Raw genomic sequence first — 15,328 nt, forward strand, 5'->3', positions numbered from 1 at the left:
TAAATACGTAAGGTAAGAGACCCTTTGTTTAGGGGTCTCTTTTTTTGCGTACATTGCCTGAATCCGGTTAATGAGAGGATCGCTTCAAAGGTCACTGTGCCGATAACTAAGCATCAAAAAAGAACAGTGGATAAATATACGAACTTATTGTATAATTATTAAAAATAATGAATGTTTAATGTATATTTCTCTGATAATTTTGTATAAATCTCATCGCTGTGTAATGTTTATTACTTCACTTGGTGCTTCTTTTTGGTTAAGGTGTTGACAGAGGATAAGCTTTCTGTCATAATTCATGTCGATGAAAAATTGCGTAGGAATGTGAGTAATCCAGAGAGGTTACATGCCGGCGCAATAACATGAATAGCACCTTTAAATCAGTCCCGTGAGACTGGCAAGGTAACGTGATTGGACCCGGATCTTTAGCTGCGGCTGCTGTTTCCGTATGTCCTTTAGAGCTTAGTAACCCGGCGTGCGTAGCCGTGGTTTTGAGACTCCTTGCCCAAGTTTAACGGCAGGGAGTTTTTTTTATCTCATCACGGGACCATAAGAAAGCAAGGAAACCCAGGAGGAGGTTAAACAACATGAGCGGTGAAGCACACGTCATTATGGATGAGATCGCAATTCGCAGAGCACTCACCCGGATTGCACATGAGATTTTGGAGAAAAACAAAGGGATTGAAGGCTGTATTCTTGTCGGCATCCGCACACGCGGTGTATATCTCGCAGAACGCATCGCAGCAAAGATTGAGGAAATTGAAGGGAAGAAGGTTCCCTGCATTGACCTCGATGTCACCCCTTATCGGGATGACCGGAATGTGGAGGCAGATGTAAGACAAAGCATGAAGCAGCAGCTGGACATTGACATTCACAATAAAAAAGTAATTTTGTTCGACGATGTCCTCTACACAGGCAGAACCATTCGTGCTGCAATGGATGCCTTGATGGATATCGGCCGCCCCCAAATGATACAGCTTGCCGTACTTGCAGACCGCGGTCATCGCGAGCTGCCGGTTAGACCTGATTTTATCGGGAAGAATGTTCCTTCCTCAAGATCGGAATCGATCGAGGTTGCTCTGATCGAAGTTGATGGTAAAGACGAAGTCACCATTAATCAGAACCGGGGGAATGAAGCATGATACTAACTGCAAAAAGTATTAGAGAGCGCAGCCTGCTGGGACTGAAGGGTCTGGCAGCAAGTGAGATCGAGTCAATTCTGGATCGGGCGGCACACTGGGATAAACAAGAGGAGAAGCTTGTTCCGGTCCTTGCGTCCAAATTCGTAGCAAACATGTTTTTTGAGAACAGCACACGCACGAGATTTTCTTTTGAAATGGCGGAGAAACGACTGGGTGCTGAAGTATTAAATTTCGCTGCGGCGGCTTCCAGTGTAGCCAAGGGAGAGTCGATCTACGATACGGTACGCACGCTTGAATCGATGGGAATTGACGCTGGCGTGATTCGATTGAAGCCGGAAGGCGTACTTGCGCAGCTTGCTGAGAAGGTGAAAGTGCCTCTGGTTAACGCAGGAGACGGGAATAACGAGCATCCAACACAGGCGCTTCTGGATCTGTATACCATGCGTCAGACTTTTGGAAGTCTCAAGGGACTGAATGTGTCCATCATCGGAGACATCAAGCACAGCCGAGTAGCACGCTCCAATCTGTGGGCGTTGCAAAAACTTGGCGCGAACGTGAAGTTCTGTGCACCAGACATGATGAAGGCTCCTGAGCTCGAAGCACACGCGCCCTATATCAGCATTAATGAAGCACTCAAGGCGGATGTAGTCATGATGCTGAGAGTTCAGCTGGAAAGACATGATAAAGGCATTGATATGAAGGCAGATGAGTATCGTGAGCAGTTCGGACTTACAGAAGAGCGTGCCGCGAAGCTGAATCCAAGCACAATTATCATGCACCCTGCTCCGGTAAACCGGAATGTTGAAATTGATGACGCGGTCGTAGAGAGTCCGGCTTCCCGGATCTTCCCGCAAATGTCGAACGGAGTTCCAATCCGGATGGCGGTTATGGAACGCGCATTGCTTCTATAAATAGGAATGAGAGTAGAAGACAAGACAGAGAAAAATATCAGCTACCAACATTAAACAGGTACAAACATCTTGAATAACGTAGATGGGTGACCGGAGCGGAGGATCTAAATGAAAGCTTATTTTATAAAGAATGCGAACGTGCTGAATCAAGAAGGGGAACTTGAACGGAAAAGCATTATGATAGCGGATGGCAAAATTGTAGACATTATGGATGAAAATGCAGGTCACTTCGCATCAGAAAATACAGATCTAGAAGAAATTGATGCGGCAGGCAAGCTGGTTGTCCCAGGGCTGATCGACATGCATGTACATCTTAGGGAGCCGGGATTTGAGCATAAAGAGACGATCGAAACCGGCAGCCGTTCTGCTGTAAAAGGCGGATTTACTACCATCGCCTGCATGCCGAATACGAGACCTGTCACAGATGATCCGGAAACGGTGCAGCTGGTGCTGAATAAAGCACAGGAAGCAAATCTGGCAAAAGTACTGCCCTATGCAGCTATTACGATCAATGAACTGGGCCGTGAGCTGACCGACTTTGAAGCACTTAAATCAGCAGGGGCGATCGGTTTTACAGACGATGGTGTTGGTGTGCAGAGCGCGCAGATGATGAAGGATGCGATGGCCTTAGCGGCTTCGCTGGATATGCCGGTCATTGCTCACTGTGAAGATAACTCTCTGGTAGAAGGCGCATGTGTAGCCGAAGGAGAGTTCGCAAGGAAGCATGGACTCAAAGGGATTCCAAACGAGTCTGAGGCAATCCATGTAGGACGCGACATTCTGCTGGCAGAAGCAACAGGTGTTCATTACCATGTCTGCCACGTAAGTACAGAGCAATCCGTAAGACTGATCCGCCAGGCGAAAGAAATCGGAATTAAAGTAACGGCTGAGGTATGTCCTCACCATCTGATACTGGCAGATGAAGACATTCCGGGTCTGGATGCGAATTGGAAGATGAATCCTCCACTTCGATCCCGTCGTGATGTTGAAGCCTGCATCAAGGGGCTTGAGGACGGAACGCTCGATATGATCGTCACTGACCATGCACCTCACAGCGCGGAGGAGAAAGCCAAAGGGATGGAGCTCGCTCCATTCGGAATTGTCGGATTTGAGACCGCATTTCCGCTGCTCTATACCAAGTTCGTGGAAACAGGAAAATGGACGCTCAAGTTTCTTGTTGACAAAATGACAGCTGAGCCTGCGCGGGTATTCAGACTGGATACAGGTCGTCTTGAGAAGGATGCCATCGCGGATGTCACCATCATTGATCTTGAAGGACTTCGCGCGGTTGATCCGAACGAGTTTGCGACCAAAGGACGCAATACTCCATTTACAGGCTGGGAGCTCAAGGGCTGGCCGGTTATGACTTTTGTAGACGGCAAGAAGGTATACTCTGATCCAACATTAAGCTAAACAAGTAATCAATATGGTTTACGCACTATTATCTTATCAATTCATTATGTAAGCACATTTTAAATATGAAAGAGATACAACGAAGGAGTGAGTTGGATGCAGGCACAAGCAAGATTATTACTAGAAGACGGCACATTGTTCACAGGCAGAGCATTCGGGGCTGAAGGTGAGCAAACAGGTGAGGTCGTTTTTAATACAGGAATTACGGGCTACCAAGAGGTGCTCTCTGATCCATCTTACTGCGGACAAATTGTAACAATGACCTATCCGCTGATCGGAAACTATGGAATTACCCGGGATGACTTTGAATCGATCCGTCCATACGTGCATGGGTTTGTAACCCGCCGGTATGAACCTGTGCCAAGCAACTGGCGCGCTGAATACAGCATTGACATGCTGCTCAAAGAGCACGGAATTATCGGAATCAGCGATATCGACACACGGATGCTGACACGCCGCATTCGCCATCAGGGAACCATGAAAGGGATTCTGACAACAGGCTCCAAGTCGGTTGAAGAGCTTCTGGAAATGATGGGTGATACGACGATTGATGAGCTTCGCAACCAAGTGCCTCTGACTTCTACGAAACATGTATATAACAGCCCTGGCATCGGCGAAAAAATCGTACTTGTTGACTACGGTGCGAAAACAGGGATTCTGCGTGAGCTGAACAAGCGCGGCTGTGACATTGTGGTCGTACCTCATGACACGACGGCAGAAGAGATCCGCAGATTGAATCCGGACGGAATTCAGCTCTCTAACGGCCCTGGGGATCCAAAAGACGTGCCTCATGCAGTCAAGATGGTATCTGAGCTTCTGGGTGAATATCCGATCTTTGGGATCTGTCTGGGACATCAGCTGTTCGCTCTGGCAGCAGGTGCAAATACGGAAAAACTGAAATTCGGACATCGCGGCGGTAACCATCCGGTGAAGGAGCTTGAAACAGGACGCTGCTATATTACTTCCCAGAACCACGGCTATACAGTTAACGAAGAATCCATTAAAGGAACAGATCTGGAAGTTACACATATCAACAACAATGACAAAACGATTGAAGGGTTGAAGCATACCAAATACCCTGCTTTCTCAGTGCAGTATCATCCAGAAGCAGCACCAGGTCCACAGGATAATTCCTATCTGTTCGACCGCTTCCTTGATATGATTCGTGAACATAAACAAAACAACCCTCAGAAGCCGCGCCAAGCCGTTCTTGCCGCAGCAGGGAAAGGAGCACGCTAACATGCCTATTAATAAAGACCTCAAGAAAATTCTTGTCATCGGGTCCGGCCCGATCGTCATCGGTCAGGCTGCAGAGTTTGACTATGCCGGGACCCAAGCGTGCCAAGCGCTCAAAGAAGAAGGCGTGGAAGTTGTTCTTATTAACAGCAACCCAGCTACAATTATGACTGACACCAATATGGCAGACAAAGTATATATCGAACCGATCACTCTCGACTTTGTCACCCAAATCATTCGTCAGGAGCGTCCAGACGGCCTGCTTCCAACGCTCGGGGGCCAAACCGGTCTTAACATGGCAGTGGAACTGGCTCGTGCCGGCGTACTGGAAAGTGAAAATGTAAAATTGCTCGGAACCCAGCTTACTTCGATTGAGAAAGCGGAAGATCGCGATCTGTTCCGTGAACTGATGCGTGAGCTTGAACAGCCGGTACCCGAAAGCACGATTGTAACAACAGTAGAAGAAGCAGTAAAATTCGCTAATGAGATTGGATACCCAATCATTGTTCGACCTGCTTATACGCTGGGTGGAACAGGAGGCGGTATCTGTGCAGATGAAGAAGAGCTTCTTGAGACCGTAGCTTCGGGTCTTCGTTACAGCCCGATTACACAGTGCCTCGTTGAGAAGAGTATCGCGGGAATGAAGGAAGTCGAATATGAAGTCATGCGGGATGCTAACGATAACTGTATCGTTGTCTGCAACATGGAGAACTTTGACCCGGTTGGCGTGCATACAGGCGATAGTATCGTCGTGGCTCCAAGCCAAACGCTGTCCGACCGCGAATATCAAATGCTTCGCTCGGCGTCACTTAAAATTATCCGTGCCTTGAACATTGAGGGTGGATGTAACGTGCAATTTGCACTGGATCCGCAAAGCTTCCAATACTATGTTATCGAGGTTAATCCGCGTGTCAGCCGCTCTTCTGCACTGGCTTCCAAAGCAACGGGATATCCGATTGCCAAAATGGCGGCCAAGATCGCACTCGGCTACACACTGGATGAGATCATTAACCCGGTAACAGGTCAAACCTATGCATTCTTTGAGCCGACGCTGGATTATATCGTAAGTAAAATCCCGCGCTGGCCATTCGATAAATTTACATCCGCCAACCGCAAGCTGGGTACTCAAATGAAAGCAACCGGCGAGGTTATGGCGATTGGGCGTACTTTTGAAGAGTCCATCCATAAGGCTGTCCGCTCTCTCGAGATTGGTGTCCACCGCATCTATCTAAAAGAAGCGGCAACACTCGAAGATGAGGTACTTAGAAACCGCCTTGCTAAACCGGACGATGAACGTATGTTCTTAGTCGCTGAAGCATTCCGTCGTGGATACACGCTTCAAGAAATTCAGGATATTACAAAGATCGACTGGTGGTTCCTTGATAAGATTGAAGCCATCGTCAAATTCGAAGACCAGATTCGGTCAGAGAAAGAACTGACTGCGGAAACATTGTATCAAGCGAAACGCATGGGCTTTACTGACCGTTCTATTGCCGAGCTTCGTGCTGAAGGTCAACCAGGGACAGCTCATACGAAGGAAAGTGAAGTCCGTGAATTGCGTGAGGCTCAAAACCTGCGCCCGGTCTACAAAATGGTAGATACGTGTGCAGCGGAGTTCGAAGCAACCACACCATACTACTACTCAAGCTATGAAACCGAGAATGAGGTTCTTCCTTCCGACAAGGAGAAGATTGTGGTACTGGGTTCGGGTCCGATTCGGATCGGCCAAGGTATCGAATTCGACTATTCCACAGTCCACGCGGTATGGGCGATTCAAAAAGCGGGATACGAAGCGGTTATTATCAATAATAACCCTGAAACAGTATCCACGGATTTCAATACGTCTGACCGACTCTACTTTGAGCCATTGTTCTTCGAAGACGTAATGAACGTAATTGAGCAGGAGAACCCGATCGGCGTCATCGTGCAGTTCGGTGGACAAACCGCAATCAACCTGGCTGCACCGCTTGCTGCAGCAGGTGTGAAGATACTGGGTACGGATCTTGCGAGCATTGACGAAGCGGAAGATCGCAAGAAATTTGAAGCACTGCTGTCCCGATTGTCGATTGCACAGCCGCAAGGCAGCACGGTTACTTCTGTAGACGAGGCTGTCGGCACTGCACAAGGTCTGGGCTACCCGGTGCTGGTGCGTCCTTCCTACGTACTTGGCGGACGTGCGATGGAGATCGTTTACTCTGACAGCGAGCTGCTCAGCTACATGGAGCAGGCGGTGAAGATTAATCCTGAGCACCCGGTGCTGATTGACCGCTATATGCTGGGTAAAGAGGTTGAAGTCGATGCAATCTGTGACGGTGAAACGGTCCTGATTCCGGGCATTATGGAGCATGTGGAGCGCGCAGGTGTTCACTCCGGTGACTCGATTGCGGTATATCCTCCGCAGCATCTAGAAGCACATCTGAAAGAAAAAATTGTGGATATCACGATCCGAATTGCGAAGGAACTCAAAACGATTGGACTCGTGAACATTCAGTTTGTTATCTATCAGGATGATGTGTATGTCATCGAGGTAAACCCTAGATCTTCAAGAACCGTTCCATTCCTGAGTAAAGTAACCGGTATTCCAATGGCGAATCTGGCTACCCAGGCAATTCTTGGCAACAAGCTAGCTGATCAAGGATATGTGGATGGGTTATGGCCGGAGAGTGACCATGTATCGGTTAAAGTACCGGTCTTCTCCTTCGCGAAGCTGCGCCGTGTGGAACCTACGCTGGGACCTGAAATGAAATCTACGGGTGAAGTTATGGGCCGTGATGTACTTTACGCGAAGGCTTTGTATAAAGGGCTGATTGGAGCGGGCATGAAGATTCCGTCTTCCGGTGCCATCATCGTCACTGTAGCGGATAAAGATAAAGACGAGGCCGTATCTCTGCTCGGCGGCTTCTACAAGCTTGGCTACAAGATTATTGCAACTGGCGGTACTGCGGAAGCACTCGCTAAGGCGGGAATTCCGGTGCAAACAGTCAACAAGCTGAGCGAAGGAACCCCGAACATTCTGGATATGATTCGTACAGGTGAAGCGAACTTCGTATTCAATACGCTGACAAAAGGTAAAACGCCGCAGCGTGACGGATTCCGTATTCGCCGGGAAGCCGTTGAAAACGGGGTTGTATGTATGACTTCTCTGGATACAGTACGCGCGCTTCTGCAAATGCTGGAGACCATTAACTTCTCCTCCGAATCCATGCCAGCGTTCAGCCGCTGATTCGTATAAACAATATCTTAAGGACATCGATAGAGCTCTGAATCAGCGGGCTTTATCCGATGTCCTTTATAACGAACAAAAGAAATGGAATGGAGGAGAGCGGCGGATGCAATTAACTTCTGAATATAAAGAGATGGCCGGACGCCTCATGGTCGCATTGGACTATCCAGATGCAGACAGTGCCAGACAGCTGATCGACCGTCTTGAGGGAATACCTTGTTACATGAAAGTCGGAATGCAGCTATTCTATACGGCAGGACCATCCTTTGTGAAGGAGCTGAAGGCGAAAGGGTATTCTGTATTTCTGGATGTGAAAATGCATGATATTCCCAATACAGTGAAGGGTGGCTCACATAGCATAACCCGGCTGGGTGTGGATATGTTCAACGTTCATGCAGCGGGGGGCAAGGAGATGATGTCTGCTGCACTGACAGGAGCGAAACAGGCAGCGGAGGAGGAAGGACTTACAGTTCCGACGATTATCGCAGTAACCCAGCTGACAAGTACCAATCAAGCGACGATGAACGATGAAATAGGCATTCCAGGCGATGTCGAGACGGCTGTTGTGCGCTATGCCTTACTCACCAAGGAAGCGGGACTTCACGGTGTGGTTGCTTCACCACTGGAGGTAGCTGCAATCAGAGAAGCCTGTGGACATCAGTTTTATACAGTTACACCAGGTATTCGCCCTGCGGGAAGTGCGGTAGGTGACCAGTCCCGAATTCTTACACCCGGACAAGCCATTGCTGGAGGCAGCAGCTTCATCGTTGTAGGCAGACCTATAACAGCCAGTGAGAACCCAAGAGCAGCAGTAGAGCAAATTATTGAGGAGATGATGAATCAATGACAACACTAACGCAAATTCCAGAACAGCTGGCATCCAAATTGTTACAGATTAAGGCGGTGGCACTGCGCCCGAATCAGCCTTTTACCTGGACCTCCGGCATTAAATCTCCGATCTATTGCGACAATCGGCTCACGATGTCTTATCCCGAAATCCGTGATCTCATCGCTGAATCGTTCGCAGCTGTGATTCGCGAGCAATATCCCGAAACAGAAGTGATCGCGGGAACAGCAACGGCCGGCATACCTCATGCCGCATTTGTTGCGCAGAAGCTGGGCCTTCCGATGATTTACATTCGCGATAAGGCCAAAGGACACGGTAAAGAAAACCTGATTGAGGGACTTGTCCGCGAGGGGCAAAAAGTCATCGTCATTGAAGATTTAATCTCCACTGGAGGAAGCTCTTTGAAGGCTGCGAAGGCGGTACAGGAAGCGGGTGCTGATGCGCTTGCCGTACTGGCAATCTTCAGCTATCAACTGGATCGGGCAGCGAAGGCTTTTGAAGAAGCAGGAATTCCACTGCAAAGCTTGTCCAATTATACAGCGCTGACTGAAGTGGCTCTGCGTGAAGGAGCTATTGCCGAGGCGGATCTGGCTTTGCTTCGCTCCTGGCGTGAAGATCCAAGTTCATTTGGAGTGTAATATAAAAGGTTCTATAGATAGGCGGCCCTGCGGAGGGCCGTTTTTTTGTTGATCCAAACAAATGAAATTTATCTTTAAAAGGTTGTAACTTATTCCTGTTTCCTGTCGTTTATAATGCAGATAGAAATATTTGTAATTATATTCTAGTTATTTCCTTGTGGTGTTTGGGGGTGAGTTGTTATAAGAAACCCATTTCGCAGCAGAAAAACGCAGGATGATGACAAACGTTCTTCTATATTTGTTCAGGAGGAGAATAATGCATTGCCTGAGAGAGAGCCTTCTCTTGAGATGATCAGCATAGAAGAGAAGAACGAGTCTATAGGACACTCGGATTCGGATCCATCTCAGCTGGAATCTAGCGAGCCTGTTCTTAAGGTGTGCAATGTTCATCGCAGCTTTGAGACGGGGGGGAAGGCGATTCATGTACTGAAAGGCATTGATCTAGAGGTCCATGCGGAGCAGCTTGTTATGCTGAAAGGAAGGTCAGGCTCGGGGAAGACGACCTTGCTAAATATGCTGGGCGGCCTTGATCAGCCAACCAGTGGTGAGATCTATTTTAATGGAAGGCCCCTGCATGATTCAGGAGACGGGAGTCGCACCAAGCTCAGACGACAGGATATTGGGTTTATTTTTCAAGCGTATGCTCTGATGCCCTTACTGTCTGCATGGGAAAATGTAGAGCTGTCCCTTCGGATGGCGAATGTTCCAAGGAGTGAATGGAAGGAGAGGGTGGCTTATTGCCTTGATATGGTGGGCCTTACCAAACGAGCGAAGCACCGGCCCTTTGAGCTGTCAGGCGGAGAGCAGCAGAGAGTCGCAATAGCCAAGGCCATAGCACACCGCCCGAAGCTTCTGCTCGCGGATGAACCAACGGCAGAGCTTGATTCCAAGATGGGAGCACAAGTGATGGCCGTTTTTCGAAATATGATTGCAACAGAGCAAGTAACGATCTGCATGACGACACATGATCCTACGATTTTGGAGGTTGCAGACCATGTTCATGAGATGGTGGACGGTAAATTCATTACATAACGAATCCTATACCAGCTGGAAGAGACGCCTTCGGAGCATTGCACTAGTTGGTGCAGCAGGTCTTATGCTCAGCGGCTGTTCCTTACTACCGGCAGAACCAGAAGAGGAGGTACTACCCCCGATCACACCGCCGACCATATCCAAGAAACCGGAATATGAGGTTCGTACAGAAACGATTGAAACCAAGGTTTCGGGTTCCGGCAAGCTGATGAGTCAGAGAGAGGAGAAGGTTTATTTTACACTGGATGGCATGCACATCAAGGAGCTGTTCGTCAAACCGGGAGATAAGATAAAGGCTGGACAGCAAATTGCTGTGCTGGATGTGGAGGAGCTGGAGAAGCAGATTCGCCAGAAGAAGCTGCAGATTCGAAAAGCGGAAGTTCAGATGAAGGAGACACTCCGCAAAAAAGACGAGATGGACCCTGTCGAATATGAAGAAGCTGTAATTACGTTTGAAGAGCAAAGACAGGAACTGGCCGATCTGGAGGAGCAGGTAGGCAAATCAACGCTGTCAGCCCCTTTTGCAGGCACCGTGCTGAGTGTTCAGGTGGAAAAAGGAGCTGCTGTGAAGGCATACGATCCGATTGCGACTATTGCTGACACATCCAATCTCGTTGTTGCCGCTACTTTTGCCAAGAAGGATCTGGAAGTCATTGCACAAGGAATGAAGGCTGAAGTGGATATCAATGGGGCAGGTACGCACACAGGTACCATTCAGGTGATGCCTATGGAATTGGCCGAAGAAACGGGTTCTGGAGGAGAAGGAGGAGCAGGGACACCTCCTGCACAGGAATCACTGGACCAATATGTCATTGCTCAGCTGGATGATTGGCCTAAAGGCTTAAATCGCGGTACCCCCCTTACCGTATCGATTGTAACTCAGCGTAAGGAGAATGCTGTTTTAATACCGATCTCTACACTTCGATCCATTGGATCCAGAACTTATGTACAAGTTGTAGAGGCGGATGGTAGCAAGAGGGAGGTTGACGTTGAGGTAGGTCAGCAGACATCGACGGATGTTGAAATCCTCAAAGGTCTGACGCCCGGACAGAAGGTGGTCGGAAGGTAATGAAAGGAATGCCCTTGTTGCGCCTCTTGGCTCGAAAAATGTGGAACACCAGATGGCTCACGCTAAGTACCTTGCTTGGTCTTATTGTGGCTGTAGGTTTCACCGTCAGCATCCCCATGTATGCAGATGGAGCGTTAAAGCGTGTCGTCGCTCAGTCTTTGGAAGAAGAGAGCAGTGGTATGCCTGCAGGTTCTCTGCTCATGAGCTATCAGGCGGCAGGAGGAACGAAGACAGACCTTGCCTCGCTGAACGAAGTGGATCGATATATTAGGGAAGATGTTTCGAGCAGCATCGGCTTCGATCACAATACTTATCTTAACGTCCGTACGATCCGCAGCACGGAAGTTAGTCCTGAAGATCCTACCAAAGTTGACGCCAGCAGAATCAGGACCATGACCGCTGGCTCAATGACTGATTTAGAAGATCATGTAACAGTGACTCAAGGTGTTATGCCAGGCAATCAGGTGCGGGATAACGTGATTGAGGCAGCGATGCTTGAGGAAGGTATGTATCGAAACGACCTGCATGTCGGTGACATCCTGGAATATCCGGTATACAGCGGGCTTGATCTGACGCTGAGGGTCAAAATTACTGGTGTTTTTACTCCGGATGATCTGACCGATCCTTATTGGTTCCAGGGATTTGAAGGAATGATGAATGGACTGTATATTGATCCGGAAGTGATGAATACGTATTTGCTGAGTGAAAAAGGTGTTCCGCTTCAGACCTCCAGATGGTACTACGCCTTTGATCTGGGTGAGATTCAAACGAGCCAGCTTCCAGGTCTAGGAAGAACACTCGAACGGTTGGATATCGAATTGTATCAACGATTAAAGGACACCAAAGTCGATATCTCCTTCGGTGATTTGCTTGCTAACTTTAGAGCCCAGAGCTTGCAGCTGCAGACCATGCTGTTCACACTTGCGGTTCCGATGATTGCCATGGTCTTCTATTTTATCGTCATGAACGCAAGACAATCACTTCAGAAGCAGGAGAGTGATATTGCTGTTCTGCGGAGCCGGGGAGCATCGGCCAGACAGATTATTTTATTGTATTTGCTGGAGGGTCTAATACTCGGCGCGGCAGCTATGATGGCAGGTCCATTTCTTGGCTGGTTTATGGCGAAGAGCATAGGGTCTGCCAGCGGATTCCTGGAGTTCGTCGATCGCAAAGCCATACCTGTAGGTGTAACGCAGGATGCACTCTGGCTAGGCCTTGTTGCGGTAATTGCGTCCATGATCGCTTCCGTTATTCCGGCAATTAATTATGCAAGAGCGACAATTGTGGATGCCAAGCGCCGACAGGCGAGAAGTGATCGTAAGCCGATATGGCAGCGGTGGTATCTCGATATTTTATTGCTCGGTATTTCTGGGTACGGCTACTATCTGTTCTACGAACGCCAGATGCTCACCTTTCAAACAGGAATGACAACCGATCAATTGCAGGTGCAGCCATTTTTATTTTTTGTGCCCGCCATCGCAATATTTGCTATGGGTCTGTTCTTTTTGAGGTTATTTCCGTTGATTCTCAAACTGATCCAGTGGATCGGCCGCAAAATTTTTCCGGTTCCACTCTATCTAACGCTGACTCAGCTCTCTCGGTCTTCATCTTCTTATTACCCGCTTATGATCCTGCTTGTATTGACTCTGGGACTGGGTGTGTACAATGCATCTGCTGCAAGAACCATTGATCTGAACTCCACAGAACGTACGCTGTATGAATATGGGACGGATGTCGTTATGCAGACGGTATGGGAAGGGTCCCCTGAATTGACTCCAGTCAACGGAGGAAATTCGGGAGGGGGAGGCAACCCGAACGAGCCTGGGGGCAGTTCTGGCGGGGGAGGAAATAACAATGGAGGAAATACAGGCGGCAATCCCGGTGTAAGTCCAGGGGGCGGGGGCAATTCCGGCGGTGGAGGGAATCCGGGCCCGGGTGGAGGCGGCGCAGCACCTGGTAGAATGATATACTCTGAGCCGCCTTTTGAAGTATTCAGGCAGCTGCCAGGCGTAGAGCACGCTGCCAGGGTTCTGCAAACCAAAGGGAATGTCATTGTCTCGGGTAAATCAGCAGGTCAGGGAATGATTGTAGGCATCGATAATGTAGATTTTGCCGAGGTGGCCTGGTTCCGTAATGATCTATTTCCAGCTCATCCGAATCGTTATCTTGATCTGCTTGGTCATTATGAAGGGGCCGTCATTATTCCTTCCAATCTTGCGGAGAAATATCAGCTGGAAAGTGGAGACATTGTTTCCATTGCTCTACAGGAGCAGATGATCGAATTTGTTGTATTTGGTATTCTGCCATACTGGCCGGCACAATACCCGGATCAGACACCATTCTTCATTGCCAATTTGGATTATATCTACGACCAGGTTCCGATGATTCCATACGAGGTGTGGCTCAAGATGGAGCCCGATGCTTTAGTTGCTCCTCTGATGACGGAGTTAGCCGATGCAGGGATCGAATTGTCCTCTGTAAAGGATGTACGTACCGAGCTTGTTGCAGAGAGCAAGCATCCTTCGCGAGGCGGAGTTTTTGGAATATTAAGCCTTGGATTTCTTGTTTCCATTATTATTTCATTAATTGGTTATGTACTGTATTGGTTCTTCAATCTGTCAGGCAGAGTCGTTCAGTTTGGTGTGCTGAGGGCGATGGGACTCTCCAGAGGTCAGCTGAGCGGGATGCTGCTGCTCGAACAGGTATTTACGGCAGGGTTATCCATAGCACTAGGGATCGGTATAGGTCAGCTGGCCAGCAGATTGTTTCTTCCATTCCTGCAGACGACAGATAATGTAGAGACTCAGGTGCCTCCGTTCCGGATCGTGTTCGAAGCCAGTGATACGAATCAGCTGTATATCGTAACCGGAGTCATGCTCTTCATTGGAGCAGTGATGCTGTTATGGCAAATTCGCAGACTCAGAGTACATCAGGCTGTGAAGATGGGAGAGGAGCGCTGATATGATTCACTGCGAAGGATTGGTCAAGATTTATAAAACCAGCGAGGTTGAAGTGGTAGCTCTTCAAGGTCTGAACCTGACTGTCGAAGATGGTGAGATGATGGCCATTATTGGCAACAGCGGCAGCGGCAAATCAACACTGCTTAATATCCTGGGGGGGCTGGATCGTCCTTCTGCTGGAACAGCGGTTGTGGGAGATTGGGATCTGCTCAAGATGACCGAAGCACAGCTTGTGGAATACAAGAGACACACCGTCGGCTTTATCTGGCAGAACAATGGCCGGAATTTGCTTCCCTACATGACAGCTCTCGAAAATGTGGAAACACCGATGATGCTTGGGGGGAAATATGATCGGAGCTATGCAAAACAGCTGCTTGAATGGGTAGGGCTTGAGCACCGAATGCACAGCAGACTTCAGCAATTATCAGGGGGAGAGCAGCAGCGGGTCGCTATTGCGATCTCTCTGGCCAATCGGCCGCGTCTGCTCCTTGCTGATGAACCTACAGGTTCTGTTGACAGCGAGACAAGCGACCGGATCATGGATATATTTCGCAAGCTCAATCGGGAACTGGCCGTCAGTGTTGTCATTGTCACTCATGATCTGGCCCTAGCTAATAAGGTAGACCGAATTGTTGCTATTCGTGACGGGCTTACCAGCACCGAATTTGTGAAACGCAACGCCAATTTGGACACAGAGGTTGTTCCAGGCATGAGCGAGGTGCATGAAGCGTTTGTCATTATCGATCGAGCAGGCCGTCTTCAAGTGCCGAGAGAGTATTTAGAAGCGCTGTCTATTGATAATCGGGCTACTCTTGAGTTTGATGGTGAGCGTATCGTCATTACGCAGCCGAAGTAACCAT

At 48.8% G+C, this 15,328-nt stretch carries 11 protein-coding genes; all 11 read left to right on the forward strand.

All coding sequences use genetic code 11. The annotated features are described in order from the left end of the window. Positions 1–584 precede the first annotated feature (584 nt). The 11 genes from pyrR (at position 585) to ACFSVM_RS17505 (ending at position 15,324) form a co-directional block, all read left to right on the forward strand. Complete coding sequence (gene pyrR / locus ACFSVM_RS17455; protein WP_076313221.1) at positions 585–1,139, forward strand: bifunctional pyr operon transcriptional regulator/uracil phosphoribosyltransferase PyrR; 555 nt, start codon at positions 585–587, stop codon at positions 1,137–1,139. Next, the gene (locus ACFSVM_RS17460; protein ID WP_076313220.1) at positions 1,136–2,050 is read left to right on the forward strand and encodes an aspartate carbamoyltransferase catalytic subunit; all 915 of its coding nucleotides are present in this window, start codon (positions 1,136–1,138) and stop codon (positions 2,048–2,050) included. Before pyrR ends, ACFSVM_RS17460 begins: the two co-directional genes overlap by 4 nt. A 108-nt stretch (positions 2,051–2,158) precedes the next feature. Beyond that, positions 2,159–3,463, forward strand: a complete 1,305-nt coding sequence (locus tag ACFSVM_RS17465) for a dihydroorotase (protein WP_090725410.1) — start codon at positions 2,159–2,161, stop codon at positions 3,461–3,463. Positions 3,464–3,559: 96 nt separating this feature from the next. Continuing rightward, a complete protein-coding gene (gene carA / locus ACFSVM_RS17470) occupies positions 3,560–4,702 on the forward strand; it encodes a glutamine-hydrolyzing carbamoyl-phosphate synthase small subunit (RefSeq protein WP_076313218.1) in 1,143 nt (380 codons plus the stop codon). A gap of 1 nt (position 4,703) precedes the next feature. Then, complete coding sequence (carB, locus tag ACFSVM_RS17475; protein ID WP_090725411.1) at positions 4,704–7,922, forward strand: carbamoyl-phosphate synthase large subunit; 3,219 nt, start codon at positions 4,704–4,706, stop codon at positions 7,920–7,922. 106 nt (positions 7,923–8,028) lie between these two features. Beyond that, positions 8,029–8,769: an orotidine-5'-phosphate decarboxylase gene (pyrF, locus tag ACFSVM_RS17480; RefSeq protein ID WP_305728143.1), complete on the forward strand. Its 741-nt coding sequence runs from the start codon at positions 8,029–8,031 to the stop codon at positions 8,767–8,769. Then, a complete protein-coding gene (gene pyrE / locus ACFSVM_RS17485) occupies positions 8,766–9,407 on the forward strand; it encodes an orotate phosphoribosyltransferase (RefSeq protein WP_076313215.1) in 642 nt (213 codons plus the stop codon). Before pyrF ends, pyrE begins: the two co-directional genes overlap by 4 nt. 261 nt (positions 9,408–9,668) lie before the next feature. Continuing rightward, positions 9,669–10,439, forward strand: a complete 771-nt coding sequence (locus ACFSVM_RS17490) for an ABC transporter ATP-binding protein (protein ID WP_371264563.1) — start codon at positions 9,669–9,671, stop codon at positions 10,437–10,439. Then, positions 10,402–11,508 carry an efflux RND transporter periplasmic adaptor subunit gene (locus ACFSVM_RS17495; RefSeq protein ID WP_090725413.1) on the forward strand — a complete coding sequence of 369 codons (1,107 nt, stop codon included), beginning with the start codon at positions 10,402–10,404 and terminating at the stop codon, positions 11,506–11,508. The genes ACFSVM_RS17490 and ACFSVM_RS17495 overlap by 38 nt, the downstream gene beginning before the upstream one ends. Beyond that, entirely contained in the window at positions 11,508–14,468 is a 2,961-nt protein-coding gene (locus ACFSVM_RS17500; protein WP_090725415.1) for an ABC transporter permease, read from the forward strand. Before ACFSVM_RS17495 ends, ACFSVM_RS17500 begins: the two co-directional genes overlap by 1 nt. Before the next feature lies 1 nt (position 14,469). Further along, positions 14,470–15,324 carry an ABC transporter ATP-binding protein gene (locus ACFSVM_RS17505; RefSeq protein ID WP_090725417.1) on the forward strand — a complete coding sequence of 285 codons (855 nt, stop codon included), beginning with the start codon at positions 14,470–14,472 and terminating at the stop codon, positions 15,322–15,324. Positions 15,325–15,328: the final 4 nt, after the last annotated feature.

Source organism: Paenibacillus shunpengii, assembly GCF_042684905.1.
Taxonomy (GTDB): Bacteria; Bacillota; Bacilli; order Paenibacillales; family Paenibacillaceae; genus Paenibacillus; species Paenibacillus shunpengii.

Coding starts and splice junctions, on each gene's coding strand:
- pyrR (WP_076313221.1), top strand. CDS start 585: ATGAGCGGTGAAGCACACGTCATTATGGATGAGATCGCAATTCGCAGA.
- ACFSVM_RS17460 (WP_076313220.1), top strand. CDS start 1,136: ATGATACTAACTGCAAAAAGTATTAGAGAGCGCAGCCTGCTGGGACTG.
- ACFSVM_RS17465 (WP_090725410.1), top strand. CDS start 2,159: ATGAAAGCTTATTTTATAAAGAATGCGAACGTGCTGAATCAAGAAGGG.
- carA (WP_076313218.1), top strand. CDS start 3,560: ATGCAGGCACAAGCAAGATTATTACTAGAAGACGGCACATTGTTCACA.
- carB (WP_090725411.1), top strand. CDS start 4,704: ATGCCTATTAATAAAGACCTCAAGAAAATTCTTGTCATCGGGTCCGGC.
- pyrF (WP_305728143.1), top strand. CDS start 8,029: ATGCAATTAACTTCTGAATATAAAGAGATGGCCGGACGCCTCATGGTC.
- pyrE (WP_076313215.1), top strand. CDS start 8,766: ATGACAACACTAACGCAAATTCCAGAACAGCTGGCATCCAAATTGTTA.
- ACFSVM_RS17495 (WP_090725413.1), top strand. CDS start 10,402: ATGTTCATGAGATGGTGGACGGTAAATTCATTACATAACGAATCCTAT.
- ACFSVM_RS17500 (WP_090725415.1), top strand. CDS start 11,508: ATGAAAGGAATGCCCTTGTTGCGCCTCTTGGCTCGAAAAATGTGGAAC.
- ACFSVM_RS17505 (WP_090725417.1), top strand. CDS start 14,470: ATGATTCACTGCGAAGGATTGGTCAAGATTTATAAAACCAGCGAGGTT.